General features: G+C 70.3%; 29 protein-coding genes. 10 read left to right on the top strand and 19 right to left on the bottom strand.

Annotated features, from left to right (window positions below; genetic code table 11):
• Positions 1-13: 13 nt before the first annotated feature.
• Positions 14-1,819, top strand: coding sequence for a sensor histidine kinase (locus QTI45_RS16975; RefSeq protein WP_286655249.1), 1,806 nt, complete (start codon positions 14-16; stop codon positions 1,817-1,819).
• Between the two features lie 14 nt (positions 1,820-1,833).
• On the top strand, positions 1,834-2,316 hold the full coding sequence (locus QTI45_RS16970; RefSeq protein WP_286370330.1) for an SET domain-containing protein: 483 nt from the start codon (positions 1,834-1,836) through the stop codon (positions 2,314-2,316).
• A gap of 26 nt (positions 2,317-2,342) precedes the next feature.
• Here the strand turns inward: QTI45_RS16970 and QTI45_RS16965 are convergent, their stop codons facing one another.
• The 3 genes from QTI45_RS16965 to tagF are packed head-to-tail and all read right to left on the bottom strand — an operon-like array spanning position 2,343 to position 4,603.
• The gene (locus QTI45_RS16965) at positions 2,343-2,975 is read right to left on the bottom strand and encodes an ABC transporter ATP-binding protein (RefSeq protein ID WP_286655248.1); all 633 of its coding nucleotides are present in this window, start codon (positions 2,973-2,975) and stop codon (positions 2,343-2,345) included.
• 30 nt (positions 2,976-3,005) lie between these two features.
• Positions 3,006-3,596 (bottom strand): hypothetical protein, encoded by a 591-nt coding sequence (locus QTI45_RS16960; RefSeq protein ID WP_286655247.1) that lies wholly within the window; start codon positions 3,594-3,596, stop codon positions 3,006-3,008.
• Entirely contained in the window at positions 3,593-4,603 is a 1,011-nt protein-coding gene (tagF, locus tag QTI45_RS16955; RefSeq protein WP_286655246.1) for a type VI secretion system-associated protein TagF, read from the bottom strand. Before tagF ends, QTI45_RS16960 begins: the two co-directional genes overlap by 4 nt.
• A gap of 162 nt (positions 4,604-4,765) precedes the next feature.
• On the opposite strand from tagF, the gene QTI45_RS16950 reads away from it, so the two are divergent.
• Positions 4,766-5,287, top strand: coding sequence for a hypothetical protein (locus QTI45_RS16950; RefSeq protein ID WP_286655245.1), 522 nt, complete (start codon positions 4,766-4,768; stop codon positions 5,285-5,287).
• Positions 5,288-5,309: 22 nt separating this feature from the next.
• Here QTI45_RS16950 and QTI45_RS16945 read toward each other — a convergent pair whose 3' ends face one another.
• Complete coding sequence (locus tag QTI45_RS16945) at positions 5,310-6,437, bottom strand: 3-deoxy-7-phosphoheptulonate synthase (RefSeq protein WP_286655244.1); 1,128 nt, start codon at positions 6,435-6,437, stop codon at positions 5,310-5,312.
• 55 nt (positions 6,438-6,492) lie between these two features.
• Entirely contained in the window at positions 6,493-7,038 is a 546-nt protein-coding gene (locus QTI45_RS16940; protein ID WP_286655243.1) for an RrF2 family transcriptional regulator, read from the bottom strand.
• Between the two features lie 53 nt (positions 7,039-7,091).
• Here QTI45_RS16940 and QTI45_RS16935 point away from each other — a divergent pair, with 53 nt between their 5' ends.
• Both QTI45_RS16935 and QTI45_RS16930 read left to right on the top strand, forming a co-directional pair.
• On the top strand, positions 7,092-8,267 hold the full coding sequence (locus tag QTI45_RS16935) for an NnrS family protein (protein WP_286655242.1): 1,176 nt from the start codon (positions 7,092-7,094) through the stop codon (positions 8,265-8,267).
• A 129-nt stretch (positions 8,268-8,396) separates the two neighbouring features.
• Entirely contained in the window at positions 8,397-8,657 is a 261-nt protein-coding gene (locus QTI45_RS16930) for a hypothetical protein (RefSeq protein ID WP_286370322.1), read from the top strand.
• On the opposite strand, the gene QTI45_RS16925 is transcribed toward QTI45_RS16930, so the two are convergent.
• The 3 genes from QTI45_RS16925 to nhaR form a co-directional block, all read right to left on the bottom strand.
• Positions 8,629-8,880, bottom strand: a complete 252-nt coding sequence (locus QTI45_RS16925) for a hypothetical protein (protein WP_286655241.1) — start codon at positions 8,878-8,880, stop codon at positions 8,629-8,631. The two genes, QTI45_RS16930 and QTI45_RS16925, sit on opposite strands and share 29 nt — an antisense overlap.
• 129 nt (positions 8,881-9,009) lie before the next feature.
• Complete coding sequence (locus tag QTI45_RS16920) at positions 9,010-12,204, bottom strand: bifunctional cytochrome P450/NADPH--P450 reductase (protein WP_286655240.1); 3,195 nt, start codon at positions 12,202-12,204, stop codon at positions 9,010-9,012.
• A gap of 25 nt (positions 12,205-12,229) precedes the next feature.
• Positions 12,230-13,138: a transcriptional activator NhaR gene (gene nhaR, locus QTI45_RS16915; RefSeq protein ID WP_286370319.1), complete on the bottom strand. Its 909-nt coding sequence runs from the start codon at positions 13,136-13,138 to the stop codon at positions 12,230-12,232.
• Positions 13,139-13,274: 136 nt separating this feature from the next.
• Here nhaR and QTI45_RS16910 point away from each other — a divergent pair, with 136 nt between their 5' ends.
• Positions 13,275-13,970: a Bax inhibitor-1 family protein gene (locus tag QTI45_RS16910; RefSeq protein WP_286655239.1), complete on the top strand. Its 696-nt coding sequence runs from the start codon at positions 13,275-13,277 to the stop codon at positions 13,968-13,970.
• A gap of 2 nt (positions 13,971-13,972) precedes the next feature.
• Positions 13,973-14,908, top strand: a complete 936-nt coding sequence (locus QTI45_RS16905; RefSeq protein ID WP_286370317.1) for a YcjF family protein — start codon at positions 13,973-13,975, stop codon at positions 14,906-14,908.
• 9 nt (positions 14,909-14,917) lie between these two features.
• Here QTI45_RS16905 and QTI45_RS16900 read toward each other — a convergent pair whose 3' ends face one another.
• On the bottom strand, positions 14,918-15,175 hold the full coding sequence (locus QTI45_RS16900; protein ID WP_286370316.1) for a hypothetical protein: 258 nt from the start codon (positions 15,173-15,175) through the stop codon (positions 14,918-14,920).
• 227 nt (positions 15,176-15,402) lie between these two features.
• Here QTI45_RS16900 and QTI45_RS16895 point away from each other — a divergent pair, with 227 nt between their 5' ends.
• From QTI45_RS16895 to QTI45_RS16885, 3 genes are all read left to right on the top strand, one after another.
• Positions 15,403-15,969: a DUF3455 domain-containing protein gene (locus QTI45_RS16895; RefSeq protein WP_286655238.1), complete on the top strand. Its 567-nt coding sequence runs from the start codon at positions 15,403-15,405 to the stop codon at positions 15,967-15,969.
• A 76-nt stretch (positions 15,970-16,045) separates the two neighbouring features.
• Complete coding sequence (locus QTI45_RS16890; RefSeq protein WP_286655237.1) at positions 16,046-16,609, top strand: sigma-70 family RNA polymerase sigma factor; 564 nt, start codon at positions 16,046-16,048, stop codon at positions 16,607-16,609.
• On the top strand, positions 16,597-17,346 hold the full coding sequence (locus QTI45_RS16885) for an anti-sigma factor (RefSeq protein WP_286655236.1): 750 nt from the start codon (positions 16,597-16,599) through the stop codon (positions 17,344-17,346). The genes QTI45_RS16890 and QTI45_RS16885 overlap by 13 nt, the downstream gene beginning before the upstream one ends.
• Here QTI45_RS16885 and QTI45_RS16880 read toward each other — a convergent pair.
• From QTI45_RS16880 to QTI45_RS16835, 10 genes are all read right to left on the bottom strand, one after another.
• The gene (locus tag QTI45_RS16880; protein WP_286370309.1) at positions 17,333-18,238 is read right to left on the bottom strand and encodes an acyltransferase domain-containing protein; all 906 of its coding nucleotides are present in this window, start codon (positions 18,236-18,238) and stop codon (positions 17,333-17,335) included. The two genes, QTI45_RS16885 and QTI45_RS16880, sit on opposite strands and share 14 nt — an antisense overlap.
• Entirely contained in the window at positions 18,235-19,107 is an 873-nt protein-coding gene (mdcB, locus tag QTI45_RS16875) for a triphosphoribosyl-dephospho-CoA synthase MdcB (RefSeq protein ID WP_286370308.1), read from the bottom strand. The genes QTI45_RS16880 and mdcB overlap by 4 nt, the downstream gene beginning before the upstream one ends.
• Positions 19,104-19,796 (bottom strand): malonate decarboxylase holo-[acyl-carrier-protein] synthase, encoded by a 693-nt coding sequence (gene mdcG, locus QTI45_RS16870; protein ID WP_286655235.1) that lies wholly within the window; start codon positions 19,794-19,796, stop codon positions 19,104-19,106. The genes mdcB and mdcG overlap by 4 nt, the downstream gene beginning before the upstream one ends.
• Before the next feature lie 8 nt (positions 19,797-19,804).
• Positions 19,805-20,506: a biotin-independent malonate decarboxylase subunit gamma gene (locus QTI45_RS16865; protein ID WP_286655234.1), complete on the bottom strand. Its 702-nt coding sequence runs from the start codon at positions 20,504-20,506 to the stop codon at positions 19,805-19,807.
• A 29-nt stretch (positions 20,507-20,535) separates the two neighbouring features.
• The gene (locus QTI45_RS16860; protein ID WP_286655233.1) at positions 20,536-21,429 is read right to left on the bottom strand and encodes a biotin-independent malonate decarboxylase subunit beta; all 894 of its coding nucleotides are present in this window, start codon (positions 21,427-21,429) and stop codon (positions 20,536-20,538) included.
• The gene (gene mdcC / locus QTI45_RS16855; protein WP_286370304.1) at positions 21,426-21,752 is read right to left on the bottom strand and encodes a malonate decarboxylase acyl carrier protein; all 327 of its coding nucleotides are present in this window, start codon (positions 21,750-21,752) and stop codon (positions 21,426-21,428) included. The genes QTI45_RS16860 and mdcC overlap by 4 nt, the downstream gene beginning before the upstream one ends.
• A gap of 9 nt (positions 21,753-21,761) precedes the next feature.
• A complete protein-coding gene (gene mdcA / locus QTI45_RS16850) occupies positions 21,762-23,444 on the bottom strand; it encodes a malonate decarboxylase subunit alpha (protein WP_286655232.1) in 1,683 nt (560 codons plus the stop codon).
• 19 nt (positions 23,445-23,463) lie between these two features.
• Positions 23,464-24,846 carry an SLC13 family permease gene (locus QTI45_RS16845; RefSeq protein WP_286370302.1) on the bottom strand — a complete coding sequence of 461 codons (1,383 nt, stop codon included), beginning with the start codon at positions 24,844-24,846 and terminating at the stop codon, positions 23,464-23,466.
• A gap of 154 nt (positions 24,847-25,000) precedes the next feature.
• Positions 25,001-25,915 carry a LysR family transcriptional regulator gene (locus tag QTI45_RS16840; protein ID WP_286655231.1) on the bottom strand — a complete coding sequence of 305 codons (915 nt, stop codon included), beginning with the start codon at positions 25,913-25,915 and terminating at the stop codon, positions 25,001-25,003.
• Between the two features lie 51 nt (positions 25,916-25,966).
• Positions 25,967-26,224, bottom strand: coding sequence for a hypothetical protein (locus QTI45_RS16835; RefSeq protein WP_286655230.1), 258 nt, complete (start codon positions 26,222-26,224; stop codon positions 25,967-25,969).
• Between the last annotated feature and the right edge of the window lie 31 nt (positions 26,225-26,255).

The raw sequence follows: 26,255 nt of genomic DNA, 5'->3' as shown, positions 1-26,255 counted from the left end.
TAGAGTCAGGGTGATGAGTGCTTTCCTGGTCCTGACCCTCAGCGTCCTGACGGGGGTCATCGCCTACGCGGCGCTGCACAACGGCGTCATCGGACTGCAGCGCCCGGTGCACCGCCCCCACCTCCTGTTCGCCTGCCTTTGCGTCACGATCACGGTCTACGTGAGCGCCAAGACCGGCGCCTACCGGGCCGAGTCGGCGACGCAGCTGGTGGCCATGCGGCGGCTGGAACTCAGCGCCAGCACCGTCTTCACGGGCCTCCTGCCCTGGTTCGTGAGCGCCTACCTCCAACTCCCGGCACGACGCCCGCTGGTGGCGATGAGCATGGCCTGCGCGGCGTTGCTGGTGGCGAATCTCTGGCTGCCCTGGGGCGTCGCCTTCACCGGGGTGCCCGACGCGATGCAGATCGTGCTCCCCTGGGGCGAGCAGGTGACCGACCTGCGGGTTCATCGTGCCTCCGTGTGGTTCGTCTTCGGCGCGAGCCTCTACTACCTCGTCTACGGCTGGTGCGCCTGGGCGGCGCTGCGCGAATACCGTGCCGGCCGCAACCGGCGCAGCAGCCTGACCCTGGCGGCCTGCCTGTTGCTGCTGATGCTCGGCATGCTCTACAACCACCTCGTGAACCTGGAATGGGTGCCGGGCGTGCATCTGGCCGAGTTCACCTTCATCGCCATGGTCGTGCTGCTGGACTTCGAGCTCGCGCGCGAGCGGCGCCAGAGCCGCGACCGGGTGCGCGGCATGCTGGACCACATGCCGGCCGCGGTCCACGTGAAGCTGCAGGACGGGCGCTATCTGATGACCAACCGCGTCTACGACGAGCTGTTCGGCCTGGCGAGCGGATCGGCGGTCGGGCGCAGCGACGCCGACCTTTTTCCCGCCGCGCAGGTCGAGGCGGCGCGCGCCAGCGACCAGCGCGTGCTGCGGAATCGCGAAACCGTGCGCACCGAGGTGCGGATCGGCAGCGACGCGCGCGGTGCGCCGCGCATCTTCGCCTCCCTGCTGTTTCCGCTGCTGGATCGCGACGGCAGGCCCGAGGCGGTATGCGGCATCCTCACCGACATCACCGACCTGCGCCAGAACGAACGCGAGATGTACCTGCTGCGGCGCCAGGTGTGGCACGCCGACCGGGTGGCACGCACCGCGGTGCTGGCGGCCTCGCTGGCGCACGAGCTCTCGCAGCCGCTGACCGCGATCCTGAGCAATGCCCAGGCGGGGCTGCGCTTCCTGGCCCACGACCCGCCCGACATCGCCGAATTGCGCGAGATCCTGCAGGACGTGGTGCGCGACGACAAGCGTGCCAGCGCAGTCATCAACGGCCTGCGCACCATGCTGCGGCGCCAGGAGACCGAACGCGAGCAGCTCGACGTCGGCCGTTGCGTACAGGAAGTCGTCGACCTGATGCACAGCGACTTCCTGGAACGCGGCGTCGAAGTGACGCATTCGATGACGCCGGACTGCATGGTGCTGGGCGACAAGGGCCAGTTGCAGCAGGTGGTGCTGAACCTGGCGATGAATGCCAACGAGGCGATGGTCGAGCAACCCCGCGGGTCGCGCTCGCTGCACGTGTCGGTGGCGCCGGACCTCGGGCGGCGCGTGCGCGTGGCCATCCGCGACAGCGGCCCCGGCATCGACGCCGATCACTTCGACCACGTCTTCGATCACTTCTACACGACCAAGGCCAAGGGCCTGGGGATGGGGCTGGCCATGTGCCGCTCGATCCTCGAGGCGCATGGCGGCAGCCTCTCGGTCGCACGCAACGAAGGGCCGGGCGTGACCTTCCATGTGTTGCTGCCGCGGGCGCCGCAGCCGGTCGCTTCGTGATGAAATCACTGGCCATGACCGCCGCCAGAAAATCCTCCGCTTCCTCCACCCCCTGCCTGCGGGTGTCGTCCAGCGGCGTCCACGGACTGGGCGCATTCGCCACCCGGGACCTGCCCGCCAACGCCCTGCTGGGTCTCTACGAGGGCCGCCGCTATACGGCCGGCGAGATCGCCGCCCGCCAGTGGAACGACCAGCTGACCTACCTGTTCATGCTTTCCAACGAAGAGGTCATCGACGGCGGCAAGGGCGGCAACGCGACCCGCCACCTGAACCATTCCTGCGATCCGAACTGCGAGGCGGTCGAGGAGTACGACGAGGCGGGCCGCCTGGTGCTCAAGTTCCAGACCCTGGTCCCGGTCGAGGCCGGCGACGAGCTCTTCATCGACTACGGGCTCACGGCCGAGGACGGTTCCTCGCCATCGGACTACCCCTGCCGCTGCGGCGCCGCCAACTGCCGCGGCACCATGCTGGATGTGGAGATGCGCGACGAGGTGTAGTCGCCAGCGCCGGCATCCGAAGGCGCTCAGCGTATCGGCAGCTCGATCGTCGCCGCCAGCGGCAGCGTATCCACCTGCTCTCCGCTCGCCACCACCACGGCCCGCACTTGCGCACATGCCGACAGGGCGCTCCAGAGGCAGCGGATCGACGCCGCGTCGAGCCCGCCCGTCGGCTCGTCGAGCAGCAGCAGCGGCCGGCTCGACGCCAGTGCCGCCGCCAGCCAGACCTTGCGCTTCGAACCGGTCGACAGCATGTACATCGACTTCTCCAGATGCGGCGCCAGCGCGAAGCCGTCGATCAGCCGCTGCCAGGCGAGTTCGTCGAAGCTGTCGTCGCCCTCACGCAGCCTGGCCGTGCAGGCGCGCACCGTGAGCGGGTCGAAGACGTCGGTCGCCGGATCGACGAAGAAGACGCCGCGCCGGTAGGCCTCCGGGTCAGTGTCGAGGCGGGCACCGTTCAGCATCAGTCGGCCGCGAGCCGCCTGGGCCCCGGCCAGCACGCGCAGCAGGGTGGACTTGCCGCTGCCGGTGTCGCCGTGCAGAAGCGTCACGCCCGGGCCGATGGATGCCGTCCAGTCGGCGGCGAGCGCCGGCTGTCCGGGGTAGGCGAAGCACAGCTTCTCGACGTGCAGGATCACGGGTGGATGGGGATTGCGCATGGCCCCGACCATACCGCGCCATCGAAGCCGCTATCGGCTCGCCGGGTCGCCGCTGTCACGGATTCGCGTCTGCGCTGCGGGAGCGGCGCCCGGACGCGCACGGCGCTCCGACTTCTTCTTCTTTGGTGGAGGCGCCTGCGCAGCGGGCAACAGCACCGGTGTCCCGAGCGTCTCGCGCAGCTGGCCGGCCAGCTGCTGCGCATCGGCATGGGCGTCCCCCGTCAAGGAACTGTCGGCCCGAAGGCTTTCGAGCGAACGCGCCGCCAGGCGCAATCCCGCGACCGCGTTGACGCTCTTGGCCTCGCGGTTCGAAGGATCCCGCGCCAATGCCTCTTCGGCGGCCTGGATCGCAAGGCTGTAGGCGCTCTGGCCGAAGCGGATCTGCGCGATGCGGGCCCACGGCTCGGCCTTGCCGGGGTTGGCGGCGGCGAGCTGCTGATACCGGTGGATCGCGCCGTCCTTGTCTGCGGACTTCGCGACCGCGTCGATCTCGGCCATCTCGCGCGCAAAGGACTCCGCCTGCCCGACGGCAAGCCGGGTCGGCGCGGTCTCGCAGCCGCTCAACAGTCCGGCGGCGACGGCAAACGCGATCGCCGCGCTTGCGAAGTGCAGTTTGCTCACTTCCCTCTCCCTGGCCTCTGTGGGTCGATGAACGCTTCATGGAACGCCGACAGCACGCCCTCCAACGGTTGCTGCGACCGATCGAGTCGGCTTGCAAGCTCGCGCATCGCGGCATCGCCGTGAGCGCTCTCGTCGACCCAGCCCGGGCGGTCGATCGTGATGTTCCGTTCGGCGCCAACCCGGGCGTGCAGCACGCTGAGCAGCGTCGTCGACGACAGCCCGTTGAACCCGACGACCAGACGCGGCATGCCGTCCACCGGCGCGATGCAGAGCAGCAGTTCGACGTCCGCCTTGAGGAAAAAGCGCGAGACCGCATCGAGCCAGAACGTTGCGACCAGCGGCTGCAGCAGCGGATCGCAAGGCAGCGGCAGGCTCAAGCCTTTGTCGAAGCACGGCTCGGCCTTCTTCATCACGGGGTGCAACAGCAGGCCCAGGGCCAGCATGAGGCCTTTCAACGCCACGTCGTGGCCGTCGAAGTTGAGTATCTGCTCGAGGCTCGTCAGGCTGGTGTGGTGCAAGAACTGCTGATAGGCAGCCTGCTCGACCGAGCCCTCGAAGCCGGACTCGATCTGCGACGAAGCAGCCTCCAGACCCTTGAATTCGACATCGGCCCGGCCCGACAGCGCGTCGACGCCACGCGCCGCGCGCATCCACCAAGACTGCAGCAGCATCGGCGCGCCGACCATGAAGTCGTTCGCGTTCGCGACCTCGATCGGCACTGCAACCAGAAAGGGATAGCGCTGGGCCGACGCATTGCGGCTCGGCCGCAGATGGCCCGCGATGGCCAGGCGGCTGCGCGAACCCAGGCAGACGAAATGCAGGGGCGCGGCATCGTCGTAGATCCGCCTCCAGCGCGGAGCGTCCGACAGCCGCACCATGGTCCGGGACATCCACTCGTCGAGCGCGGGCAGCAGCTGCGGATTGTGGGCGCCCTGGATCGAGTCGGCGTGCGACGGCAGCCTTCCGAGGTAGGTCAGCTGCAGGGACCGCAATGCTGGCGGGTTCACGGCTGCGCTCCCGCGTGCCGACCTGCTTCGCAGCCACCCTCGGGGGGCATTGCGCTCCATCGAATCATCGTGTCTCCTCCCTGCCTTCAATGCGCCAGGCGAAAAATGCTACGCTGACTGCGCTGTCACCCTCGCTGACCACGGCGAGTTCATCGAAGATCAATGAGCAATACCGAATTCAACGCAGTTCGCAACGCGCCTCGCCCGAGCCTCATGGCCCCCCGCAAGGCAGCGGATTCCGCGGCACCGAAACCGCGCCGCGTACTCGCCGGCCTCGGCGCCCAGTGGGCCGCAACGCGGCGCAAGCGCATCGCAGCCAGCTGGGCATGCGGCCTTGCAGCGATCTCGATCGGCGGGCTCTATGGGGCCACCCGGACATCGCCTGCAAACCCGTCCGCACAACCGTTGGCAGCGGTCAGCGCCATGCGAGTGTCGACGCCGACGATGGCCGTTTCATCAGAAACCCCCTCATCGGAACCTGCGACTGCTGCAGAAACAGTGACGGACAAGTCACTTTCAAAGCCGGAAAGATCCAGGTCGGCCGCCCTCTCCTCCGGCAGCAACCGGCCCAGGGCACAAGCCAGGGGCAAGGCAATGGCCGATGCCCGCAAGCGGGCCGCACCCGATCCCGATACCGAGCTGCTGGCCGCGATCCTGCGGCGCAACGCCGGCGGCATGCCCTAAGGCCCCTGGCCTGGTTCGACGACTACGAACCCTTCACCAGCCGCCGCCGCGCCTTCACCGCCCGCGCCAGGCCCTCGAGCACCGGCACCGTCTGCCCGAAGCCGATGCAGGCATCGGTGATCGAGACGCCGTGGCGCAGCGCCACGCCCGGCTTCAGGTCCTGCCGCCCTTCTTCCAGGTGGCTCTCGATCATGATGCCGGTGATGCGCCGCTCGCCGCCCGCGATCTGCGCCGCCACGTCCTCGGAGACCACGATCTGCCGCTGGTGCTGCTTGCTGCTGTTGCCGTGCGAGACGTCGATCATCACCTGCGGCCGCAGGCCGTTGGCCAGCAGCGCCTCGCAGCTGGCCGCCACATCGGCAGCGGCATAGTTGGGCGCCTTGCCGCCGCGCAGGATCACGTGGCAGTCGTCGTTGCCGCGGGTCTCGAAGATCGCCGCCATGCCCATCTTGGTCATGCCCATGAAGGCGTGCGGCGCGCGCGCCGCGAGGATCGCATCGGCCGCCACCTTGACGCTGCCGTCGGTGCCGTTCTTGAAGCCGACCGGGCAGCTCAGGCCCGAGGCCAGCTGGCGATGGCTCTGGCTCTCGGTGGTGCGCGCGCCGATGGCGCCCCAGGCGATCAGGTCGGCGATGAACTGCGGACTCAGCAGGTCGAGGAACTCGGTGCCGGTCGGCAGGCCCAGCGTGGTCAGTTCGAGCAGCAGGCGCCGCGCCCGCTCCAGCCCTTCGTTGATCGCGAAGCTGCCGTCCAGGTGCGGATCGTTGATGTAGCCCTTCCAGCCCACCGTGGTGCGCGGCTTCTCGAAGTAGGCGCGCATCACGATCAGCAGGTCGTCCTGCAGCGAATCGGCCACCGTCTTGAGGCGCTGCGCGTACTCGATCGCCTGGTCGTGGTCGTGGATCGAACAGGGACCGACCACCACCACCAGGCGGTCGTCGCGGCCGTGCAGCACGTCGGCGATCGCGGCCCGGCTGCTCTCGACCAGCGCCAGCGTGTTGTCGCGCACCGGCACGCGCTCCTGCAGCAGCGCGGGGGTCATCAGGGGGCGGACGGCGCCGATGCGCACATCGTCGATGCGGGTGGTGTCGAGGGTGCTGTCGCGGGAGCCGATCTCGGCATCGTGGAGGGGGTCGTCGAGGCGTGACATGGTCGTGGGCTGTGGTTTCGGGCGTTGTGGCCCCGATTGTCCCCCGGCCGGGTTCTCAGCCGCCGCGCTTGCGGCGCGCCCGCCCCGGGGCCGGCTCGCTCAGCAGCGCCTGGGCCACGCCCGGCACCACCTCGATGCTGGGCTGCCTCACGCGCCCGTGCCAGGTGACCTCCTGCCACAGCGGCAGCACCATCAGCGCCGGGCTCGCGTTGGCCAGGTCGGCCAGGCTGTAGCGGTCGAGTTCGTCCAGGAAGGCCTGCATCGCGCGCGCCAGCACCGCCGCCAGTTCGCAGCCGCCGGTCAACGCGCAGCGGTTGTCGTCGCCGAAGCACTCGACCAGCGCGAAGTCGCTTTCGAGGTGGCGCACGATGGTGCCGATCCCGAGCTTCGAAGGATGCGCCGCCAGCCGCATGCCGCCGTTGCGCCCGCGCACGGTCTCGACCCAGCCCGACTTGCCGAGCATGTGGGTGACCTTCATCAGATGGGCGTTCGAGATGTCGAAGGCCCTGGACAGTTCGGCGATCGTGACCAGCGATTCGGTGCGGGTCGCCAGCACCAGCAGAACGCGCAGGGAATAGTCGGTGAAAAGGGTCAATCGCATGACATTGATCGCGGTTAATGCATTTCGTGGCCTTCGATCATAAAATACATTTCATGTATATGTTAAAGGCCGAACCTCCTTCGGGACTGCCCCTGCTGCGGCTCGCCTTCCGGCCCTTCTACCTGGGCGCGGCAGCGATCTCCGTGGCCTGGATGGCCCTGTGGTGGCTGCTGCTGGGCGGCCATGCGGCACTGCCGAACGCGATGCCGCCCGTCCTGTGGCACGCACACGAGATGCTGTTCGGCTTCGTCGCCGCGGTGATCGTCGGCTTCCTGCTGACCGCCGGCAAGGTCTGGACCGGGCTGCAGACGCCGCGCGGCGCGCCGCTGGCGGCCCTGTGGTTGCTCTGGCTGGCCGGGCGCATCGCGTCGGTGGCGGCTGCGCCACCGCTGTTCGCGGCCGTCGACACGCTGTTCCTGCTGACCGCCGCGGCGATCTTCGCGACGCTCATCCTGCGCGCACACAACCTGCGCAACCTCAAGGTGGTGGCGGTGCTGGTTCTGCTCGCGATCGCCAACGGGATGTTCCACCTGGGCGCGCTCGGGCTGTCCTGGGCCGATCCCCTGCAGGCGCTGCACGGCGGCCTGGCCCTGGTCGTGGTGCTGATCTCGATCATCGCCGGCCGCGTGATCCCGGCCTTCACGCAGAGCGCGACGCCGGGGCTGCGGCTCGCCGAGCCTGGCTGGCTGTCGCCCGTCTCCGTGGCCTGCACGGCGCTCGGGCTGGCGCTCTGGACATCGGGCATGGCAGCGCGCCCGGGTGCCGCGGTGCTGGCGGCCGCGGCCCTGCTGCAGGCGCTGCGCCTGGCCCATTGGGCGCCGATGGCCGGCCGGGGACGGCCGATCCTCTGGGTGCTGCACCTGTCCTATGCCTGGCTCCCCCTGGGATTGGGCCTGCTCGCCGCGTCGCAGGCCGGCTGGATCGGCGAATCGGCCGGCATCCACGCCCTGGCCGTCGGCTGCATCGGCGGCCTGGTGATCGGCATGATGACCCGCACCGCGCGCGGCCACACCGGCCGCGAGTTGAAAGTCTCGCGCGCCGAGGTCACGGCCTACAGCCTGGTGATGGCGGCGGCCCTGGCGCGGGTGGCCGTGCCGTGGCTGCCGCCCCCGCTCCAGGCCATGGCGCTCTTCGGCGCCGCCGCAGCCTGGACCCTGGCCTTCGCCCTGTACCTGTTGCGCTTCGCCCCCTGGCTGCTTAGCACGCGCGCCGACGGCCGCGATGGCTGAGCAGGCGCGGTGCGTCCATGGGGATTGCCCGGGGCAGATAGGGTCCGCCGGTGTGATCTTTTTCCTTGGCGCGCCCGCACGGCTTCGATTCAATCCGATGCCAGCCCATGCGTTTGAAACCCGCCGCACATGAAGCCTGAACTCAGCCTCGTCATCGAAGAACCCATTGCCGGACACTACTACTGGATGATCGTCCGGCCCGGCGGATGGTTGCGGCTGGGGCCTTGTCAGGTGGTCGATTCGGGCAGCGGGCCACTGCCGTCCTACCAGGAAGCGCAGGCGGCGGGCCACCGGGTGCTGGCCGGCATCCAGCCGGTGGTCGAGCGGCCGACGCCGAGCGGCTTCGGCGGCGCCTGGGACATCATGACGATTCCGGGCGCGCTGACCTGAGAACCTGTTTGCCGGCGGCCAATGCCGCATGCAGGGCGTCGACCGCCCGGCGCCAGGCCTCGACCGCTGCACGCTGTTCGGCGTCGGCGTCCCGTTCCTCCTGCGGCACCCGGGCGGTATCGCGCAAGTGGCGCTCCTGCAAAGGCAGGCGGCGGGCCGGGAACGGCGGCACCGCGATCCCGGCCTTGCGAAGCATTTTTTCTTTCCGATGGAGGGTGAGCATGGGACTACTGGAAGGGTTCAGCCCACAGTCTCGGGCCGCTCGCCGCCGGGCCGAATAGTGCATTTGCATCATTGCGGCGAGACGCCTCGCATGCTTCGTGACAAAGCTCACGCCTGGGCGAATCGCCCCTCAGGCGAACACGTCCGAGACGTAGCGCCCGTGCTCGTGCTCCATGCGGTCGGCCCAGGCTGACGCGGCCCCGGCATCGCAGCCGGTCGCCTGCCGGTAGATGTGGATGAAGGTCTCGCGCACCGCCGGCGCCATGTGCCTGCCGTCGCCGCAGACATAGAACTGGGCGCCCCGGCGGAACCAGGCGCCGATGTCGGCCCTGTCCTGCCAGACCCGGTGCTGGACGAACACCACATCGCCTTCGGGGCGGGACGAGAACGCCGGCCGAAGCTCGACCACGCCGGCCGCCTCCCAGGCAGCAAGCTCCCCGCGATACAGGTAGTCGACCTCCGGATCGTCGACGCCGAAGAACAGCAGCGCCGGGCCGACCTCGCGCCCGGCCGCCTTCTGCCAGGCCCGCTCCTGCAGGAAGCCGCGAAAGGGCGCGACGCCGGTGCCGGCGCAGACCATGACGATCGGCGTCTTCGGGTCGGCCGGCGGATGGAAGCCCGATTGCGATGGCCGCACCGCCACCGAGAGCCTGTCCCCGGCCCGCAGGCCCGCCAGGTAGGTCGAGGCCACGCCCTGGAACACGCCTTGTCCCGACAGCGCGGGCGCATCGACCACGGCGAAGGTCAGGCTGGCCTCGGCTTCATTGGCCAGCGGCGACGAAGAGATGGAGTATTGGCGCGCCCGCAGCGTCGGCAGCATGGCGAGGAAGCGCGCCAGCCCGAGCGCGCACGAGGGCGTGCGCTCGAGCAGATCGAGCACGCTGACCCGCGGGCCGAGCACTTCGGCCGCATAAGCCTCCTCCTGCGCCAGCCGCTCCAGTTCCCGGCGTTCGGGCGGGCACGGGGTCGCCTCGGCGAGTTGGCCCACCTGCGCCCGGGTCGCCGGCTGGGCCAGCTCGACATAGCCGGCCAGAACCTCCGCCGCCGCGATCGGGTAGTCGGCCGGCAAGGCGGATGCGGTGCCTGCCTGCTTGCGGATCACGATCTGGGTGTCGCCCGCCAGGCCGAAGCGCGCCAGCGCGCGTGCCACGCTGGCCTGCGGGTTGCGCGCCAGCACCGCCAGATAGTCGCCGCTGCGATAGCGCATGCCGGCTGGCAGGGCGATCTGCAGGTGGCGCTTCGAGCGCGCGCCGGCGGCGCGCAGGTCGACCAGCTCGCGGTTCTCGACCACGGTGCCGAGTTCGAGCTCGTTGAGCGCCAGCGCGCGCTCGCGGGACGACTCGACGATCTCGACCTCGAAGCCCGGCGCGCCGGGGTGGCCGGCCACTGCGCGGCCCAGCGCCGTGCCGAGGTCGGCCCACAGCCCAAGGGCCCAGTCGTCGAAGGCGCCGAAGAAGTCGCCCCCGGCATCGGCCTCGCCGCGCGCGCGCAGGCGCAGCGCACCGGCCGCGGCGAGCGCGGCGTCGACCCGCTTGGGCACCGCCTGGTAGGTCCGCGCCCATTGGCGGTTGCCGCAGCCCAGCACCGCGAAGCGCACGCCGTCCAGCGCGCCCGCCGCGCAGCCCTCGACCCACGACAGGAACTTCTTGGCGTTGTCGGGCGCCTGGCCCTCGTAGGATGCCGTGACCACCAGCACCGGCATGGCCGACACCAGCCCGCCCGCGTATTCGTCGAGCGTGGCGACCGTGGCCGCATAGCCCTGCCGCGGCGCCTCGGCCGCGATCCGCCGCGCGAACATCTCGCACGAACCGGTATTGCTGCCATAGAGCACCAGCAATTGCGGCGCGTCCGCCGGCAGCGCGATGTCGTCAGCAGTGTCCTTGACCAGCCGCTGCGGCACCGAGGGCACCGCGCTGCGCAGCGCGAAGCCGCCGGCGCCGCGGCTGCGGGCCCGGATCTTGAGGCCGTGGGGCTTGATGGTCAGCGTCTCGGCGATCTCGAGCTGGTAGGACGGGTCGTCCATCACGATGTCGAAGCGCTGCAGCATCATCGCGATCACCAGCTGCGCCTCCTGCATCGCGAACGGCCGGCCGATGCAGGCGCGGGCGCCGTTGCCGAAGGGCTTCCAGGCATTCGGCGGCAGCTTCTCGGCGGTGTCGGGTTCGAAGCGGTCGGGGCGGAAGGCCTCGGCGTCCTCGCCCCAGACCGCGGGGTCGCGGTGCAGCATCGGCTGCAGCACCAGCAAGGTATCCCGGGTCGCGAGCGGGTAGCGGCCCGCCAGCAGCGTGTCGGCGATCGGCTTGACGCCGAAGGCCGGCGCGGTGGGCCACAGCCGCAGCGACTCCATGAGGATCTGCTCGATGTAGCGCAGCTGCGCCAGATGCTCGAAGCGCGGCATCTGGTCGCCCAGCACCTGGTCGACGAGGGCGCGCGCCTTCAGCATCACCTCGGGGTTCTTCAGCAGCAGGTAGCAGGCGAAGGACAGCAGGCCGCTGGTGGTCTCGTGGCCGGCGATCAGGAAGGTCACCATCTGGTAGCGGATGTTCTCGTCCGAGAGCTTCTCGCCGCTGACCGGGTCGACGCCGTTGAGCATCACGTTGAGCAGGTCGTCCTTGCCCGCGCCCTGCGGGTCGCTGCGGCGCTCGGCGATCAGCTGCTCGGCGACCCGCGCCAGCAGCTCCTGGTCGGCCTCGTAGCGGCGCCGAGTGCCGACCATCAGGTTCGACACCACCTGCGGCCGCCGCCCGCGCTGGCCGGCCTCTTCGAGCGCATCGACCATCGCGGCGACGAAGGGATGCATCTCGTTCTGGTAGAAGCTGTTGAAGCGGTAGTCGAAGGCGCACAGCGCGATGGTGTCCAGCGTCAGCCGCGTCATGTTGTCGGCGACATCGATCACGGCCGAGCCGCCGAAGCGCTCCCACTTCACGAACATCTGGTGCGCGATGTCGACCATGCGGTCGAACATCGAGCGCACGCCGAGCGGGCCGAAGGCCGGCATCAGCAGGCGGTGCGCCTTGGCCCAGTTCGGCTCGCTGTTGTAGGCCGTGAAGAGGCCGTCGCCGGCAAAGGCCCGGATCTCGTGCAGCGGGCCGTGCACGCGCTTGTTGAAGCGGCTCTCGTCGCAGAGCTCGTTGACCAGCTCCTGCGAACTCACGACGTAGACGTCGCGTCCCAGCAGCGTGAGCTTGAAGATCGGCCCGTAGATGCCGGCCAGCCGCATCATGCTCTGGATCGGCGCCTTCGAATCGAGTTCGCCGAGATTGCCGATGATCGGCTTCAGCGGCGGCTGGGGCACCTGGGGCTTGTCGCTGGAAGAGGTCTTCATGGAGGTCCTTGGAGGAGCCGGCCGATTATGCGGAGCCGCGGCGCCGATGGAAGCGTCCGCGCGCCGCCTTCGTGATCGCGACCACGCAGGGGTGGGTGATGCGGCGCTCGACCGAGATCGCGAAGAACTCCTCGATCAGCTCGGCGGCACGGCCGATCACCTCGACGCCGTACTGGGTGCAGGTCTCCTCTTCGAGCACTTCGGGCGTCATGAAGACGCCGCGGCCCTCGCCACCGAAAGCCTTCAGCAGTGCGGCATCGTCGAACTCGCCGATCGGCCGCGGCCGCAGCCGGTGCTCGGCCAGCCACAGGTCGAGCCGCTGCCGCGCCGCCGAGGACGCCCCCTGGATCAGCATCGGTGCGCGGTCGAGGCAGGCCGGGAACTCGCCCTTCAGCGACCGCTTCAGGGCCGCGGTGGCGAAGAAGCTCATCGCGGTCGTGCCCAGCGTGTGGTTGAAGGCCTTGACGCCGAGGTGCGGGCCCATCGGCTCGTCGGCGATCACGAGGTCGATGCGCTGCACCGACAACTGTCCCAGCAGGTCGCGGAAGTTGCCTTCGTGGCAGATCAGGCGCACCGGCTCGGCGATGCCGAGCGCGGGTTCGAGCAGCCGGTAGGCGATCGACTTCGGCACTGCGTCGGCGATGCCGACCCGGAAGTCGAGCGCGCGGGCGCCCTCCCCGCGGCTGCCCAGCGCCGCCTCGAGCTCGGAGCCAAGCGCGAAGATCTGGTCGGCATAGCTCAGCGCGGTGCGCCCCTCGGGCGTGAGCTCGAGCCCGCGGCCGCGCTTCTGGAACAGGCTGCAGCCCAGGCTTTCCTCGAGCAGCTTGATCTGCCCCGAGAGCGTCTGCGGCGTGATGTGCAGCTGCTCGCTGGCGCGCACGATGCCGCCGGCCTTGGCGGCCGCCCAGAAATAGTGCAGGTGCTTGAAGTTCATCCTTGCCCCGCATATTACGGAAAAGGCGAATGAATGGTGTCAAAAATTCGACTTTTCTCGAAGGCTATCCCGGTCTAGAGTGCTGCTCATGCGCGTCCATACGCGTGGTTTTTCAACCTACCAAGGACATTCCAAAATGAACGAAAACATCCAGGTCTACGGCTCGCCCCAGGCGGCGCTGCCGGCCGCTGCGGAGCGCAACCAGGTGCTTCGCAACACCTATTGGCTGCTCGCCATCTCGATGGTTCCCACGGTGCTCGGCGCCTGGCTGGGCCTGTCGACCGGCATCGCCCGCGCCATGTCGCCGGGCATCTCGATGGTGGTCTTCCTGGCCGGTGCCTTCGGCCTGATGTTCGCGATCGAGAAGACCAAGAACTCGGCCGCCGGCGTGCCGGTGCTGCTGGGCTTCACCTTCTTCATGGGCCTGATGCTGTCGCGCATGCTGGGCGTGGTGCTCGGCATGCAGAACGGCGCCAGCCTCGTGATGACCGCCTTCGCCGGCACCGGCGCGATCTTCCTCGGCATGGCGATGCTGTCGTCCGTGATCAAGCGCGACCTGTCGGCCATGGGCAAGTGGCTCTTCATCGGCGCCATCCTGCTGCTGGTGGCGGGCATCGCCAACTTCTTCATCCAGTCGGGTGCGCTGATGATCACGCTCGCGGTGCTCGCGATCGGCATCTTCTCGGCCTTCATCCTGCACGACCTCAAGCGCGTCAAGGACGGCCACGAGACCAACTACATCACGGCCACGCTCGGCGTCTACCTGAGCCTGTACAACGTGTTCCAGTCGCTGCTGATGCTGCTGGGCCTCGGCGGCAGCCGCGAGGAATGACGATGACGCCACAGGAATCCCGCGCCATCGTCACGCTGAGCCTGATGGCGGCCTTCGTCGACGGCGACAAGCACGAACGCGAGCGCGAGGAAATCAAGCGCATCGCCGAAGGCTTCTCCCAAGCCGAGGCCATCAACCTGCCGACGCTCTACCAGGACGTGCTCATGAAGCGCATGTCGATGGCCGACCTCGCAGCCCAGCTACAGAGCAGCGGCGCCAGGCAGCTGGCCTACGAGATGGCGGTCTGCGTCTGCGATGCCGATGGAGCGCACTCGGCCGCCGAGAGCGACTTCCTGGCCGACCTGCGCGCTTCGCTCGGGCTCGAAGCCGCGGCTTCGGCCCGGTTCACCGAGCAGGCCCAGGCGCTCGCGACGGTGCCGGTGGCCGCGGGCGCCGCGGTCGCTGCTGCGCCCGCCGGGCCCGGCCAGGCGGAACTCGACCAGGCGATCCTCAACGCCGCGATCCTCAATGGCGCGCTCGAGCTGTTGCCCGAGACGCTCTCGACCATGGCGATCATCCCGCTGCAGATGAAGCTGGTCTACCGCATCGGCAAGGCCCATGGCTTCGAGCTGGACAGCGGCCACATCAAGGATTTCATCGCCACGGTCGGCGTCGGCCTGACCTCCCAGTACCTGGAGCAGGCCGGCCGCAAGCTGCTGGGCGGCCTGCTCGGCAAGGTCGGCGGCGGGCTGCTCGGAGGGATCGGCAAGCAGGCCGTGAGCTCGGGCATGAGCTTCGCCACCACCTATGCGCTGGGCCATGTCGCCAAGCGCTACTACGCGGGTGGGCGCAAGCTCTCGACCCAGATGCTCAAGGACGCCTACGCGGGCGTGATGCAGGAGGCGCAAGGCCTGCAGACGCGCTACCTGCCGGCGATGCAGGAAAAAGCGCGCACGCTGGACGCGAAGCAGGTGCTGTCGATGGTGCGCGGCGGCTGAGCCGCAGCCTCAGGGGGCGGAGATCGAGTCGGTCTTCCCGCTCCAGAACTTCCACCAGGGTCGCGCCGCAGGCGGCGTCTCGGGTGGCAGCTGATGCAGCTGGCTCGCGCGCAGGCGCCGTCGGCATTCGACTTCGAGCGCATGGGCGATGCCGAAGGCCTCGCGGTCGCCCCGTGAGGCTTGGGCCCGCCAACTGACGGCGAGGCGCAGCAGTTCTTCGTCGTCGATGTCGGCAAGCTGCTGCGGGGTGGGTACGCTGGAGCTCATGGCAAGTCGGCCCGAGATGAGCATTTCGCGGAATACATGGGGACGATTATTGCGCACCTGCGCCGGCATCCGAGCCGCACGGCCCTGAATTCCTCAGGCGAAAGCCGCGTGCGCGGCGGCCCGGAGGCCCGAAATTTTTTCTTCCGCCCCTGCATCCAGAAGCGCCTCCGGTGGGTAGTACCTGCAGCAGCAAACCGCTGCCTGCCCAACCACTGAAGGAGCTTTCCATGCGTCGAACCATCGCGTCCCGCCCTCTCGCCACCCTCCCGCTGCTGGCCGCCGCCAGCCTGCTGGCCGCCTGCGGCTCGATGCCGCCGTCCGGCTCCACGTTCTCTCAGGCCGCGCTGCCCGGTCCGATCCAGGTGCCGGCCGGCCACAAGGTGGCGATGGAAACCGTCGGCATCGGCGAGATCACCTACGAATGCCGCGACAAGGCCAACATGCCCGGGCAAACCGAATGGGTGTTCGTCGGGCCCAAGGCGGTGCTGAACGACCGCAGCGGCAAGGCGGTCGGCAAGTACTACGGCCCGCCCGCCACCTGGGAGGCCAACGACGGCTCGAAGCTGACCGCCACGCAGCTCGCGGTCGCGCCGTCCGGCGCCACCAGCCTGCCCTACCAGCTCGTGAAGGCGAACCCGGCGACGGGCAGCGGCGCGATGGCCGGCGTCACCTACATCCAGCGCGTGGCGCTCACGGGCGGCATCGCGCCGGCCAGCCCCTGCACGACGGCCATCAAGGGCCGGCAGGAGACCGTGCGCTACCAGGCCGACTACATCTTCTGGAAGGCGGCCTGAGGCCCGGCGGCGAAAGCTGCCGGCGCGCGCAGGGCCTCGACTAACATCCGGGCTCCATCGCCCTGCCCCCACGCCCTTGTCCGCACCCGACCCCTTCGACTACGACGCCGCGCTGGCCGCGTGCGCGCGGGGCGAGCGGCAGGCGCTGGCGCAGATCTACCAGCGCGAGGGCCGCTACCTGCTGGGCGTGGCGCTGCGCATCGTGCGCCAGCGCCAGTCCGCCGAAGACGTGCTGCACGATGCCTTCGTCAGCATCTGGCAGCGCGCCTGCTCCTTCGACCCGGGCCGCGGCGCCGGCCGCGGCTGGATCTACAGCGTGGTGCGGCATGCGGCGCTGAACTGGGTGCGCAGCCATGGCCGCGAAGTGCCGGTCGACGAGGAGCGCCAGGCCGCGCTCGAGGACGAGCTGGCGCTGGACCGCCATGCCGGCAGCCTCGACCCGGCCGAGACGCGGGCCGAACTCGGCCGGCTCGAAACCTGCCTGGACCGACTCGAACCCGAACGCAGGGAGTGCATCGTGCTGGCCTACCTCGACGGCTGCTCCCACGGGGAGATCGCGCAGCGCACGCACAAGCCGCTGGGCACCATCAAGTCCTGGATCCAGCGGGGCATGCGCTCGCTGCGTGAATGCATGGCATGAACCCGAACGACGACGCCATCGACGCACTGGCCGGCGACTACGTGCTCGGCACCCTGTCTTCGGCCGCACGCCGCGAGGTCGAGGCGCGCATGCCGCACGAGCCGGCCCTGCAGGCCGCGGTCGAGGCCTGGGAGCAGCGCCTGCATCCGCTGGTGGCGCTGGCGCAGCCCGTCGAGCCGACGGCTGCGCTGTGGCAGCGCATCGATGCGAGCGTGTCGGCGCAGTCGGAAGCACGCGCAGGTCCACGCGTAGCACCCCGCGCCGAACCGCGCGCGGACGGCAGCACGAGCTGGTGGCACAGCCTCGGCCTCTGGCGCGGCCTGGCCGGCGCCGGTTTCGCGGCCGCGGCCGTGATGGCCGCGGTGCTGGTGACGCGCGTCCAGCCGCCGCCCGAGACGCAGTTCATGGTGGTGCTGGTCGCGCCGCAGGACAAGGCGCCCGGCTGGGTGGTGCAGACCGCTGCCGGCGCCCGCCAGCTGAACCTGATCCCGCTCGGCAGCATCACGGTGCCGAGCGACAAGTCGCTGCAGTTCTGGACCAAGGCCGACAGCTGGCGCGGCCCGGTGTCGCTGGGTCTGGTCAAGCCGGGCCAGACGCTGCAGGTGCCGCTCGACAAGCTGCCGCCGCTGGAAGCCAATCAGCTGTTCGAACTCACGCTGGAACCCGCCAACGGGTCGCCGATCGACCGGCCGACCGGGCCGATCCAGTTCATCGGGCGCGCGGTCAAGGTGCTGTAGCCCGCGCCACCCACGCCGCGATGCCGGCGACGCTGCGGAACTCGTCCGCGGAACGCGCCGGGATCTGCGCAAAGCGCTCGTTCCACATGCGCGCCAGGGCCTGCCCCGGGCCGATCTCGAGCACGCACGAGACCCGCCGGGCGGCGATGCCTTCCATGCATTCGTCCCAGCGCACGGTGTGGTCGATCTGCGCCGCGAGCGCCTCGCGCGCTTGCGTCCGGCCGACGACACCGCCGCTGAAGTTGCTGATCAGGGGCATCCGCGGGGCTTCGAAGGACAGCGTGGAGATCGCTTGCGCGAAGCCGCTCGCGGCCTTCGCCATCCAGGGCGTGTGCGAGGCGACGTTCACGTTGAGCGGGGTGCAGCGCGCGCCCAGCCGCGAGGCCGTGTCGGCGGCGCCCGCCAGCGCGCTCCGGGGGCCGCCGACCACGACGCTGTCGACCCCGTTGCGGATCGCGATCGCCAGCCCGGCGTCCTCGCACAGCTGCTGCAAGGCGGGGCCTGCCAGCCCGCTGATCGCCAGCAGGCCGGCCGCAGCGTCGCCGGCCTCGCGGTCCATCAACGCAGCCCTGCGCAGCGCCAGGTCGATCGCGGTGGCCGGGCCATAGACACCGGCCGCCGCGAAGGCCGCCAGCTCGCCGACGCTGTAGCCGGCCACCGCCGCGGGCGCCGGCAGGTGCGCCGCGAGCTGCGACCAGGCCGCGCAGCCGAGGCCGGCCAGCAGGGGCTGCGCATGCGCGTTGCGCCCGGCCCAGTCCGGATCGGCCAGCCGAGCCCGCCAGTCGCTGCCCAGCGCCGCGGCCACCGCACGCACCGAGTCGTCGGCTGCGAGCCACGGCAGCATCCCGGCGTGCTGCATGCCCTGCCCCGAGAAGATCAGTGCGAAGCTCATGAGGAAGCGCAGATGCGCCGCAGCCAGCAGGCGGCGGCCAGCGCGTCGGCCGCGCCACCCGGGGACAGGCGACGCGCCACGAAGTCACGGTGCACGGCCCGTGCATGCTGCAAGCCATCGGGCGCCGCGATGCCGCCGCGCTCGAGGAATCGGCGCGCGGCGTCCTGCGCGAAACGCAGCCCCTCGAGACCGCCGCGGTGCGCCAGGTTGCTGTCGTCGAGCACCGCCATGACCGCGAACAGCGTGTCGATGCGGGCCTGCTGCGGTGTCAGGCCGCAAGCGCTCGCCCGCGCCAGCGCCGGTGCCGCGGTCTCGAAGATGACCGGGAAGCCCAGCGCCGCTTCCTGCGAAGCGCTGCGCAGGCCGTAGCGCCGCGCCGCGACACCGCCGGGCAGCACCGAGACCCGCCGTGCGCGATCGGCCAGCGCAGCGCCCCAATGGCGGCGCAAGGCGTCGCGCAGCGCGGCCGGATGCAGCCGCCCGCCTTCGGCGACCACCGCACCCGCGGCCGCGCACAGCAGGCCGAGCGAGAAGACCGCGCCGCGATGGGTGTTGATGCCGCCGGTGGCGGCCAGCATGCGCTGCTCGGCCGCGAGGCCGCAGGCTTCGAGACGGGCGAAAGCCACGCCCCCGCGGCCCAGCTCGAAGATCGCCGGGAAGTAGTGGCGCAGCGCGAACAGGCTGCGCATGAAGGTGTGGGCGTCCATGTCCTCGTGGCTGCCGTTGTCGAGGAAGGACACCAGGCCGGGCTTGGGCGACAGCGCCAGCTCGTCGTGCAGGGCGAGCACCGCAGCGCGGCCGATCTCGTGCGCGGCCGCAGCGGGCGCCAGCGGGCCCGGCGCCGCGCGAAGTCGGAGCGCCGCCTTCATGCCACCGCCCCGTCGCGGACACGAAAGCCGGTCGTCGGGTCCGGCTCGGCCAGCGTCGCGCCGTCCAGCCGCTTGACCAGCAGCCGGCGCGTGCGGCCGCCGCGCCAGGCGTGCCACTCGCGCCAGGCGACCGCGGCGCCGTCCGGAAAGACCAGTTCGCCGTCGAGCCGCACGCGCTGGCTGCCGGCGAAGTCCTGCAGCGCGCGCGCGACGGCATCGGCATGGGCGACATCGTCGACCGCGATCCAGAGGTCGATGTCGGAGCCGGGGTGCAGGTAGTCGAGCCCGCTGAGCAGTTGCCAGCCATGGCTGCCGTACACGCGCGCGCCCGCATGGAGCGCGCCCAGGCCGGCGTCCAGCGCCCGCCATGCCGCGCGCACCGGACGCGGCAGCAGGCGGCCCGCCTCGGCAGCGCGCGGAAACTCGTCGAAACACAGGAGGGCCTCGCGCGCGACCTGCAGCGCCAGCCGCCGGCGGCCCCAGCGCAGCGGCGCCGGCAGGCCCAGCGCGATCGGCGCGGCAGCCGCGCCCTCGCCGGCCTGATGCTGCCGGGTCACGACCAGTGGCAGCCGCTCGGCAGCCCAGTGCGAGAGGCAGGCCCGCGCCTCCCCGTCCCAGGCGCGTGCCAGCACCTCGTGCCAGCCGGAAGCGGAGAGGTAGGCCAGACGATGGCGACGCAGCGGAACCATCGCCAGCCTCAAGCCGCGTCCAGCACGCGCTGCGCGATGCCCGCCGCCAGCCTGCGGCCGCCGCGCTCGGCGCCGTCTTGCGCGCGTCGATCGTCGGTGGCGGTCTGCGCCAGGGCGCCGCGCAGCGCCGCCGCGAGGTCGCCCTGCCAGAGCGCGCGCACGCCCCCCATCGCGATGTAGTTGCCGACGCCGGGCGCGAACACCGGGTTCGACTGCGACAGCGCGGTCAGCATCTCCTCGGGCAGCTTGGTGACGCGCGACATCGCCGGGATGCGCATGACGCGGATCTCGGCCTCCGGCAGCGCATAGCAGGCATCCGCGATCAGGCCCGAGGTGATGAACCCGCCCGACAGCGCCTGGTCGTAGACCAGCGCGATCACCGCGTGCCCGCGACGCCGGGCGAGGTCGATGCTGGCGCCCAGGTGCGCCATCGCGCGGTTGATGCCGAGCAGTTCGTCGCGCCGGCGCAGTTGCTGGCCCTGCGTGTCGATCAGCAGCAGGATCGGCTGGCCGGGCCGCTCGGCGACGGCGTCGAGCACCTCGCGGGCCTGCGCCAGCGCGAGCGCGACGCCGATCGGCGCGTGATTCGTGGTGCCGATGACCGTGACCGGCCGGCCGTCGAAACGCGGCTCGCCGCGCAGGAAGTCGCCCTCGGCCTCGATGCCGTGGCCGGGGCCGAAGAGGGCTTCGGCAAGTGCTTTCCATTCCATGGCGGGTCTCCTGTTTGGTCAGCAAGGTTTCAGGAGGGGCGCAGCGCGCGCACCGCCTTGACGTCGAGATCGGGCACCCGATCGGGTTCTGCGACGCCCAGCAGGGCCCACAGGCGAAAGGACTCGTCGTCGCCGGCGGCGGCGCCGGACAGCGCGTCGAGTCGGGCCGCGAGCAGGGCATGCTCGGCCTCCAGCGTCTCGAGCGACAGCGGCCGCGAGGCGTCGGGTGCGCCGATGGCGGCGATCGCCGCGACGCGGAAGGCATGGACGTCGTCCTCGACCAGCGCATCGCAGTCACCGCACACGAAACGGTGCTTGCCGCCGGTGGTGCGCCAGACCAGCGCCCGGTCGCGCGAATCGAATTCCTCGACGCCGTGCGAAGCCTCGATGACCTCGGGCCCCGACATCGCGAGCCGGCCGACATCGCTCATCACGACACGATCGGCGCAGCGCGCCACGATGCCCATGCCGCCGAAGCAGCCGTTGGCGCCGCCGATCAGCACCACCACCGGAATCCCGGCGGCCCGGACGTCGAGCAGCGCACGCATGACCTCTGAGACCGCGATCAGCCCGGCATTGGCCTCGTGCAGCCGCACGCCGCCCGACTCCGCGAGCAGCAGCACCGCATCCGGCCGCTCGCGCAGCGCCCGCCGCAGCAGTCCGACCAGCTTGGCGCCGTGCACTTCGCCAACGCCGCCGCCCATGAACTCGCCCTCCTGCGCGGCAACGAAGACCGGTCGTCCGTGCAGCGTGGCGCGGCCGACCGCGACGCCGTCGTCGAAGGCGCAGGGCAGGCCCAGCTGCGCCAGGTGCGGGCTGGTCGCGCGTTCGGCGGGCGGCAGCCATTCGTGGAAGCTGCCGGCATCCAGCAGCTGCGCGATCCGCTCGCGCGCCGAGCATTCGGCATAGCTGATGAGCGTCATACGTTGAGCTCCGCCGCCGCCTGGTCCAGCCGCAGGCTGACGACCGCGGGCGTGGCACCCATGTCGTTGATCGAGATGCGCACACCGGCCAGCGGATGGCGCTGGTGGAAGTCGCTCAGCACGGCTTCCCAGATCGGGCCGAAGCCGCGCGCCGAGGTCTCGATGCGCACGCTGCAGTCGCCGCCCGCGGCCGCCTCGAGCAGCACCTCGAGGTTGCCGGAGCCGACCACGCCGACCAGCACCGGCGCGATGGCGCCGGCGGGCCGGCTGCCGGGGAAGCTGAACTCGAGGGTTTCGAGCCCGGGGGAATGGGATGTGGACACGGCGGCCTCCTACCAGTTTCTGAAACGCTTGGGGGGCTGGTACAGCCCGCCCGAGGCGCGCACCAGGTCGCGCATGCTGCGGGCTGCCAGCAGGTTGCGGGTGGCATCGCGCGGATCGATGCCGAGGTCCTGCGGACGCCGGATCACGCCGCGGTCGCGCAGGTTCTCGACCGCGCGGCGGTCGCGCGCCAGCCCGATCGCGGTGTAGCCGGCGACCCCGCGGATCGCCTGCTCGCGCTCTTCATCGCTGCGGCACAGCAGCAGGTTGGCGATGCCTTCCTCGGTCAGGATGTGCGAGACGTCGTCGCCGTAGATCATGATCGGCGGCAGGTCCATGCCGGCCTGCTCCTGCAGGGTCCAGGCATCGAGGCGGTCGACGAAGGCCGGCTGCATGTGCTCGCGGAAAGTCTCGACCATCTGCACCACCAGCTTCTGGCCGCGCGGCGTGCCGGCGGCGCCGCCGCGGCCGGCGCGCGCCTCGCGGCCGGCCTTGAGCCAGGCCGGGCTCGCATGGCGCCGGCCGCGCGCATCGGCCCCCATGTTCGGCGCGCCGCCGAAACCGGCGATGCGCCCGAGCGTGGCGGTCGAGCTGTTGCCGTCGAGGTCGATCTGCAGCGTCGAGCCGATGAACAGGTCGCAGGCGTAGTGGCCGGCCGCCTGGCAGAAGGCCCGGTTGCTGCGCAGGCTGCCGTCGGGACCGGTGAAGAAGACATCGGAGCGGGCCCGGATGTAGTCCTCCATGCCGAGCTCGGAACCGAAGGAGTGCACCGACTCGACCCAGCCGGCCTCGATCGCCGGAATCAGGGCCGGATGCGGATTGAGCGCCCAGTGCTTCGCGATCCGGCCCTTGAGCCCGAGCGATTCGGCATAGGTCGGCAGCAGCAGCTCGATCGCCGCGGTGTCGAAGCCGATGCCGTGGTTCAGCCGCTCGACGCCGTACTCGGCGTAGATGCCCTTGATCGCCATCATCGCCATCAGCACCTGGATCTCGCTGATCTGCGCGGGGTCGCGCGTGAACAGCGGCTCGATGAAGTTCGGGCTCGGCGCCTTGACCACGAAGCTCACCCAGTCGGCCGGGATGTCGATGCGCGGCAGCCGCGTCGTCCGGCCGTCGACCAGCTCGTTGACCTGCGCGATCACGATGCCTCCCGAGAAGGCGGTGGCCTCGACGATCGCCGGCGTGTCCTCGGTGTTCGGCCCGGTATAGAGGTTGCCCTCGGCATCGGCGGCGTGGGCTGCCACCAGCGCCACCTTCGGCGTCAGGTCGACGAAGTAGCGCGCGAACAGTTCGAGGTAGGTGTGGATCGCGCCGATCTCGATGCGGCCGGCCGACACCAGCTTCGCGAGCCGCGCGCCCTGCGGCCCCGAGAAGCTGAAGTCGAGCCGCGACGCGACCCCGTTCTCGAAGATGTCGAGGTGTTCCGGCAGCGCCAGCACCGACTGCACCATGTGCAGGCCGTGCACCCGGGCCGGGTCGACCGCGACCAGCGCACGGGCCAGGAAGTCGGCCTGCTTCTGGTTGTTGCCTTCGAGGCAGACGCGGTCGCCGGGCTCGAGCACCGCTTCGAGCAGGCTGCCGATGGCCTCGCTGTCCACCTGCTTGCCGGCCAGGCGGGCACCGAGCGCGGCGGCGGCCCGCGCGAGCCGGGCTTCGCGGCCCAGGGCCTTGGAGTTCCAGGTTGTTGAATTCATGTGGGCCTCGATGGGCGGTTCAGATCACGACGAAAAGCAGCCACACCACCACCGGTGCGAGCAGCGTCACGATGGCGCCATAGGCCATCAACTGGCGGAAGAAGACCTCCCGGCTGATGCCCTTCGCATTCGCGAGCACCAGGGCGCCATTGGTCGAGAAGGGACTGACGTCGACGATGGTCGAGGACACCGCCATCGCCGCGATGAAGCCGATCGCGCCGACCCCGCTGTCGCCCTGCAGGAAGGGCACGGCCAGCGGAATCAGCGAGCCCAGCACCGCGGTCGATGAGGCGAAGGCCGACACCACCGCACCGACGAAGCACAGCAGCAGCGCCGCCATCAGCGGCGACGTGAGTCCGGCCACGCCATGGCCGACGAAGTCGATCGTTCCCATCTTTTCCATCACCCCGACATAGGTGCTGACGCCGACGATCAGCATGATCTCGGGCCAGGACACCTGGCCCAGCGCGCCCTTTTGCAGATTCGGCGCCATCAGGCTCAGCACCAGGCCAATGGTGATCGAAACGAAGCCGATGTCCAGCTTGAAGAACAGCGTGAGCACCGCCAGCGTCAGCAGGCCGGCCACCGTCGCCATCTGGTAGAGCCGGGACTGGTCTCCGGCCGGGCCGCCCTTGGCGTCCGTGGCCGGATCCATCAGCGAGGCCCGCGCCGGGTCGGCGGTGCGCCGTTCCTCGCCGAAGGCCTCGCCCTCCGCGTCGCCGTAAACCTGCGCACCACGCTGCCCGTGGGCGACGCGCGGCGTGGCCGCCACGTTGCCGCCGAACTCGGCCTTCTGGCGCAGCAGCTTCATGCCGCCCATCAGGAAGAACAGCAGCAGTGCCACCGCCAGGTTGACCGCCAGGCTGGCCATCATGGTCGCGATCTCGTTGATCGGGAGGCCCGCCTTGGCGACGATCTTGTTGGTGATGCCGCCGTAGATGCTGATCGGCGAGAAGCCGCCGCCCTGGGCGCCGTGGATCACCAGCAGGCCCATCATGAGCGGGTTGATCCCGTACTTGGCGGCGAAGCCGAGCGCGATCGGCGCGATGATGGCCACCGCCGCCGGGCTGACGGCGCCGACCGAGGTCAGCAGCGCCGCGATCAGGAACATGATCCACGGGATCGCCGCGATCCGGCCGCGCACTGCGCGCACCGCGAGGCGCACCAGCCAGTCGATGGTGCCGTTGTTCTGGGCCAGCGCGAACAGGTAGGTGATGCCGACCAGGGTCAGGAACAGGTCGGCCGGAAAGCCGGCCATGATCGCCTTGGCGTTCATGCCCGCGACCAGGGTGCCGACCGCGAAGGCGCCGACGAAGGCGATCACGCCCATGTTGACCGGCAGCACGGTGGCCAGCACGAACATGCCGACCAGCGCGTAAATCGAAATCCAGTGGGAACTCATTCGTCGTCTCCAGGTTTGTGAGCGGCGTCTGATGCGCCTGTTTGCCTGGGGACCGAAGTTACGCATCGGGCCGATGCCGATCAATCAGCCGCGCAGCGCGACCGTTACGCGAACTGAAACGATCACGGGATAACCCGAAACCGACGAAAAGGGCTCAGGAGAGTCCGGCGCGGGCCATTCGGCACACCGCCAGCAATGCCAGCAGGTTGGGGTCGCGTTCGCGTGAGCGCAGGAAGTTCAGCGCAATGGTCTGGCGCATCAGGTACTTCGGCTGCAGCGCGATGAGCTGCACCTGCTGCGGCATCACGCCGCGCACCCGCCCAGGCAGCAGCGTGAAGCCGACGCCGCCGCCGACCAGGTTCATGAGCGAGAAGATGTCGTCGGTCTTCATCACGACCTCGGGCGAGAAGCCGGCGACGCGGAACGATTCGAGGAAGCCGCCGTAGGTCACGAAGCCTTCGCTCAGGCTCACGAAGCGCTCGTTGGCGCAGGCGGCGAGATCGACCTCGGCGAGATCGGCATAGCGCGAGCCGACCGGCGCAGCGAAGAAGATGTCGTCGACGAAGAGCGGCTCGCTCTCGACGTCGGAGGCTGCATCGGGCACCGCCATCAGGGCGGCATCGATGCCGCCGTCGCGCAGTTTCTGCAGCAGGTCGGCGTTCGAGCCCAGCACCAGTTCGGTCTGCAGTTCGGGCTTGCGGATCTTCATGCCCGTGACCACGGCCGGCACGGTGCGGCTGGTGAGCGAATAGAGCGAGCCGATGCGGATCCGGTCGGCCGAGTAGCCCGCGACTTCACGGGTCGCCCGGATGCCCTCGGCCATGGTGCGCAGCACCTCGCGCGCGACTTCGGCCAATGCCTGCGCGGCCTCGGTGGGATGAAGGTTGCGCCCCTCGTGGCGAAACAGCGCGCAGCGCGTGCCGGTCTCCAGGGCATGCAGGGCGCGGTGCACGGTCACCGCGCTGGTGCCGAGCCGCTCGGCGGCACGCGCGAGATTGCCGGTCTCCATGAAGGCGAGCAGGATCTCGAGCCTGCGGAAAGTGATGTCGTCGTCGACGCGCTCGTCCATGGGCGCATCTTACGCAGGCACCCGTCGAGCGCTTCGGCGCTCGGGGCGGCGTCAGCCCTGGAGGCGTTCGTGGCGGTCGGCGGCGGCGAACAGGTCGTCGGAAAAGCTGCGATCGGTGCGGGCGAAGGTCCAGGCCCATTCGCGGACCGCGTCGGCCTCGGCCTTGCGCGATTGCGGCGCTGCGGGCGCCGTGGCATTCCAGCCGGTCAGCAGCCGCAGGCCGAAGGCCAGGACGTGCGAGAGGCTGCGGGTGGCCGGCGAGGAACCGGGTGCGTCGACGGCAAGACCGTTGGCGAGGATCGTGGACATGAAGGGCTTCTCCTGGAGCCGCGGCGCCCAT

Origin of the sequence: Variovorax saccharolyticus (genome assembly GCF_030316765.1) — a bacterium.
Lineage (GTDB): Bacteria > Pseudomonadota > Gammaproteobacteria > Burkholderiales > Burkholderiaceae_C > Variovorax > Variovorax saccharolyticus.
Note: the sequence above shows the minus strand (reverse complement) of the source record. Positions and strands in the feature narration are given on the sequence as shown.

What these genes read in the sequence shown, in the direction of transcription:
- QTI45_RS16975 (WP_286655249.1), top strand. Translation starts at nt 14, where the DNA reads ATGAGTGCTTTCCTGGTCCTGACCCTCAGCGTCCTGACGGGGGTCATC.
- QTI45_RS16970 (WP_286370330.1), top strand. Translation starts at nt 1,834, where the DNA reads ATGACCGCCGCCAGAAAATCCTCCGCTTCCTCCACCCCCTGCCTGCGG.
- QTI45_RS16965 (WP_286655248.1), bottom strand. Translation starts at nt 2,975, where the DNA reads ATGCGCAATCCCCATCCACCCGTGATCCTGCACGTCGAGAAGCTGTGC.
- QTI45_RS16950 (WP_286655245.1), top strand. Translation starts at nt 4,766, where the DNA reads ATGAGCAATACCGAATTCAACGCAGTTCGCAACGCGCCTCGCCCGAGC.
- QTI45_RS16945 (WP_286655244.1), bottom strand. Translation starts at nt 6,437, where the DNA reads ATGTCACGCCTCGACGACCCCCTCCACGATGCCGAGATCGGCTCCCGC.
- QTI45_RS16940 (WP_286655243.1), bottom strand. Translation starts at nt 7,038, where the DNA reads ATGCGATTGACCCTTTTCACCGACTATTCCCTGCGCGTTCTGCTGGTG.
- QTI45_RS16935 (WP_286655242.1), top strand. Translation starts at nt 7,092, where the DNA reads ATGTATATGTTAAAGGCCGAACCTCCTTCGGGACTGCCCCTGCTGCGG.
- QTI45_RS16930 (WP_286370322.1), top strand. Translation starts at nt 8,397, where the DNA reads ATGAAGCCTGAACTCAGCCTCGTCATCGAAGAACCCATTGCCGGACAC.
- QTI45_RS16925 (WP_286655241.1), bottom strand. Translation starts at nt 8,880, where the DNA reads ATGCTCACCCTCCATCGGAAAGAAAAAATGCTTCGCAAGGCCGGGATC.
- QTI45_RS16920 (WP_286655240.1), bottom strand. Translation starts at nt 12,204, where the DNA reads ATGAAGACCTCTTCCAGCGACAAGCCCCAGGTGCCCCAGCCGCCGCTG.
- nhaR (WP_286370319.1), bottom strand. Translation starts at nt 13,138, where the DNA reads ATGAACTTCAAGCACCTGCACTATTTCTGGGCGGCCGCCAAGGCCGGC.
- QTI45_RS16910 (WP_286655239.1), top strand. Translation starts at nt 13,275, where the DNA reads ATGAACGAAAACATCCAGGTCTACGGCTCGCCCCAGGCGGCGCTGCCG.
- QTI45_RS16905 (WP_286370317.1), top strand. Translation starts at nt 13,973, where the DNA reads ATGACGCCACAGGAATCCCGCGCCATCGTCACGCTGAGCCTGATGGCG.
- QTI45_RS16900 (WP_286370316.1), bottom strand. Translation starts at nt 15,175, where the DNA reads ATGAGCTCCAGCGTACCCACCCCGCAGCAGCTTGCCGACATCGACGAC.
- QTI45_RS16895 (WP_286655238.1), top strand. Translation starts at nt 15,403, where the DNA reads ATGCGTCGAACCATCGCGTCCCGCCCTCTCGCCACCCTCCCGCTGCTG.
- QTI45_RS16885 (WP_286655236.1), top strand. Translation starts at nt 16,597, where the DNA reads ATGCATGGCATGAACCCGAACGACGACGCCATCGACGCACTGGCCGGC.
- QTI45_RS16880 (WP_286370309.1), bottom strand. Translation starts at nt 18,238, where the DNA reads ATGAGCTTCGCACTGATCTTCTCGGGGCAGGGCATGCAGCACGCCGGG.
- mdcB (WP_286370308.1), bottom strand. Translation starts at nt 19,107, where the DNA reads ATGAAGGCGGCGCTCCGACTTCGCGCGGCGCCGGGCCCGCTGGCGCCC.
- mdcG (WP_286655235.1), bottom strand. Translation starts at nt 19,796, where the DNA reads ATGGTTCCGCTGCGTCGCCATCGTCTGGCCTACCTCTCCGCTTCCGGC.
- QTI45_RS16865 (WP_286655234.1), bottom strand. Translation starts at nt 20,506, where the DNA reads ATGGAATGGAAAGCACTTGCCGAAGCCCTCTTCGGCCCCGGCCACGGC.
- QTI45_RS16860 (WP_286655233.1), bottom strand. Translation starts at nt 21,429, where the DNA reads ATGACGCTCATCAGCTATGCCGAATGCTCGGCGCGCGAGCGGATCGCG.
- mdcA (WP_286655232.1), bottom strand. Translation starts at nt 23,444, where the DNA reads ATGAATTCAACAACCTGGAACTCCAAGGCCCTGGGCCGCGAAGCCCGG.
- QTI45_RS16845 (WP_286370302.1), bottom strand. Translation starts at nt 24,846, where the DNA reads ATGAGTTCCCACTGGATTTCGATTTACGCGCTGGTCGGCATGTTCGTG.
- QTI45_RS16840 (WP_286655231.1), bottom strand. Translation starts at nt 25,915, where the DNA reads ATGGACGAGCGCGTCGACGACGACATCACTTTCCGCAGGCTCGAGATC.
- QTI45_RS16835 (WP_286655230.1), bottom strand. Translation starts at nt 26,224, where the DNA reads ATGTCCACGATCCTCGCCAACGGTCTTGCCGTCGACGCACCCGGTTCC.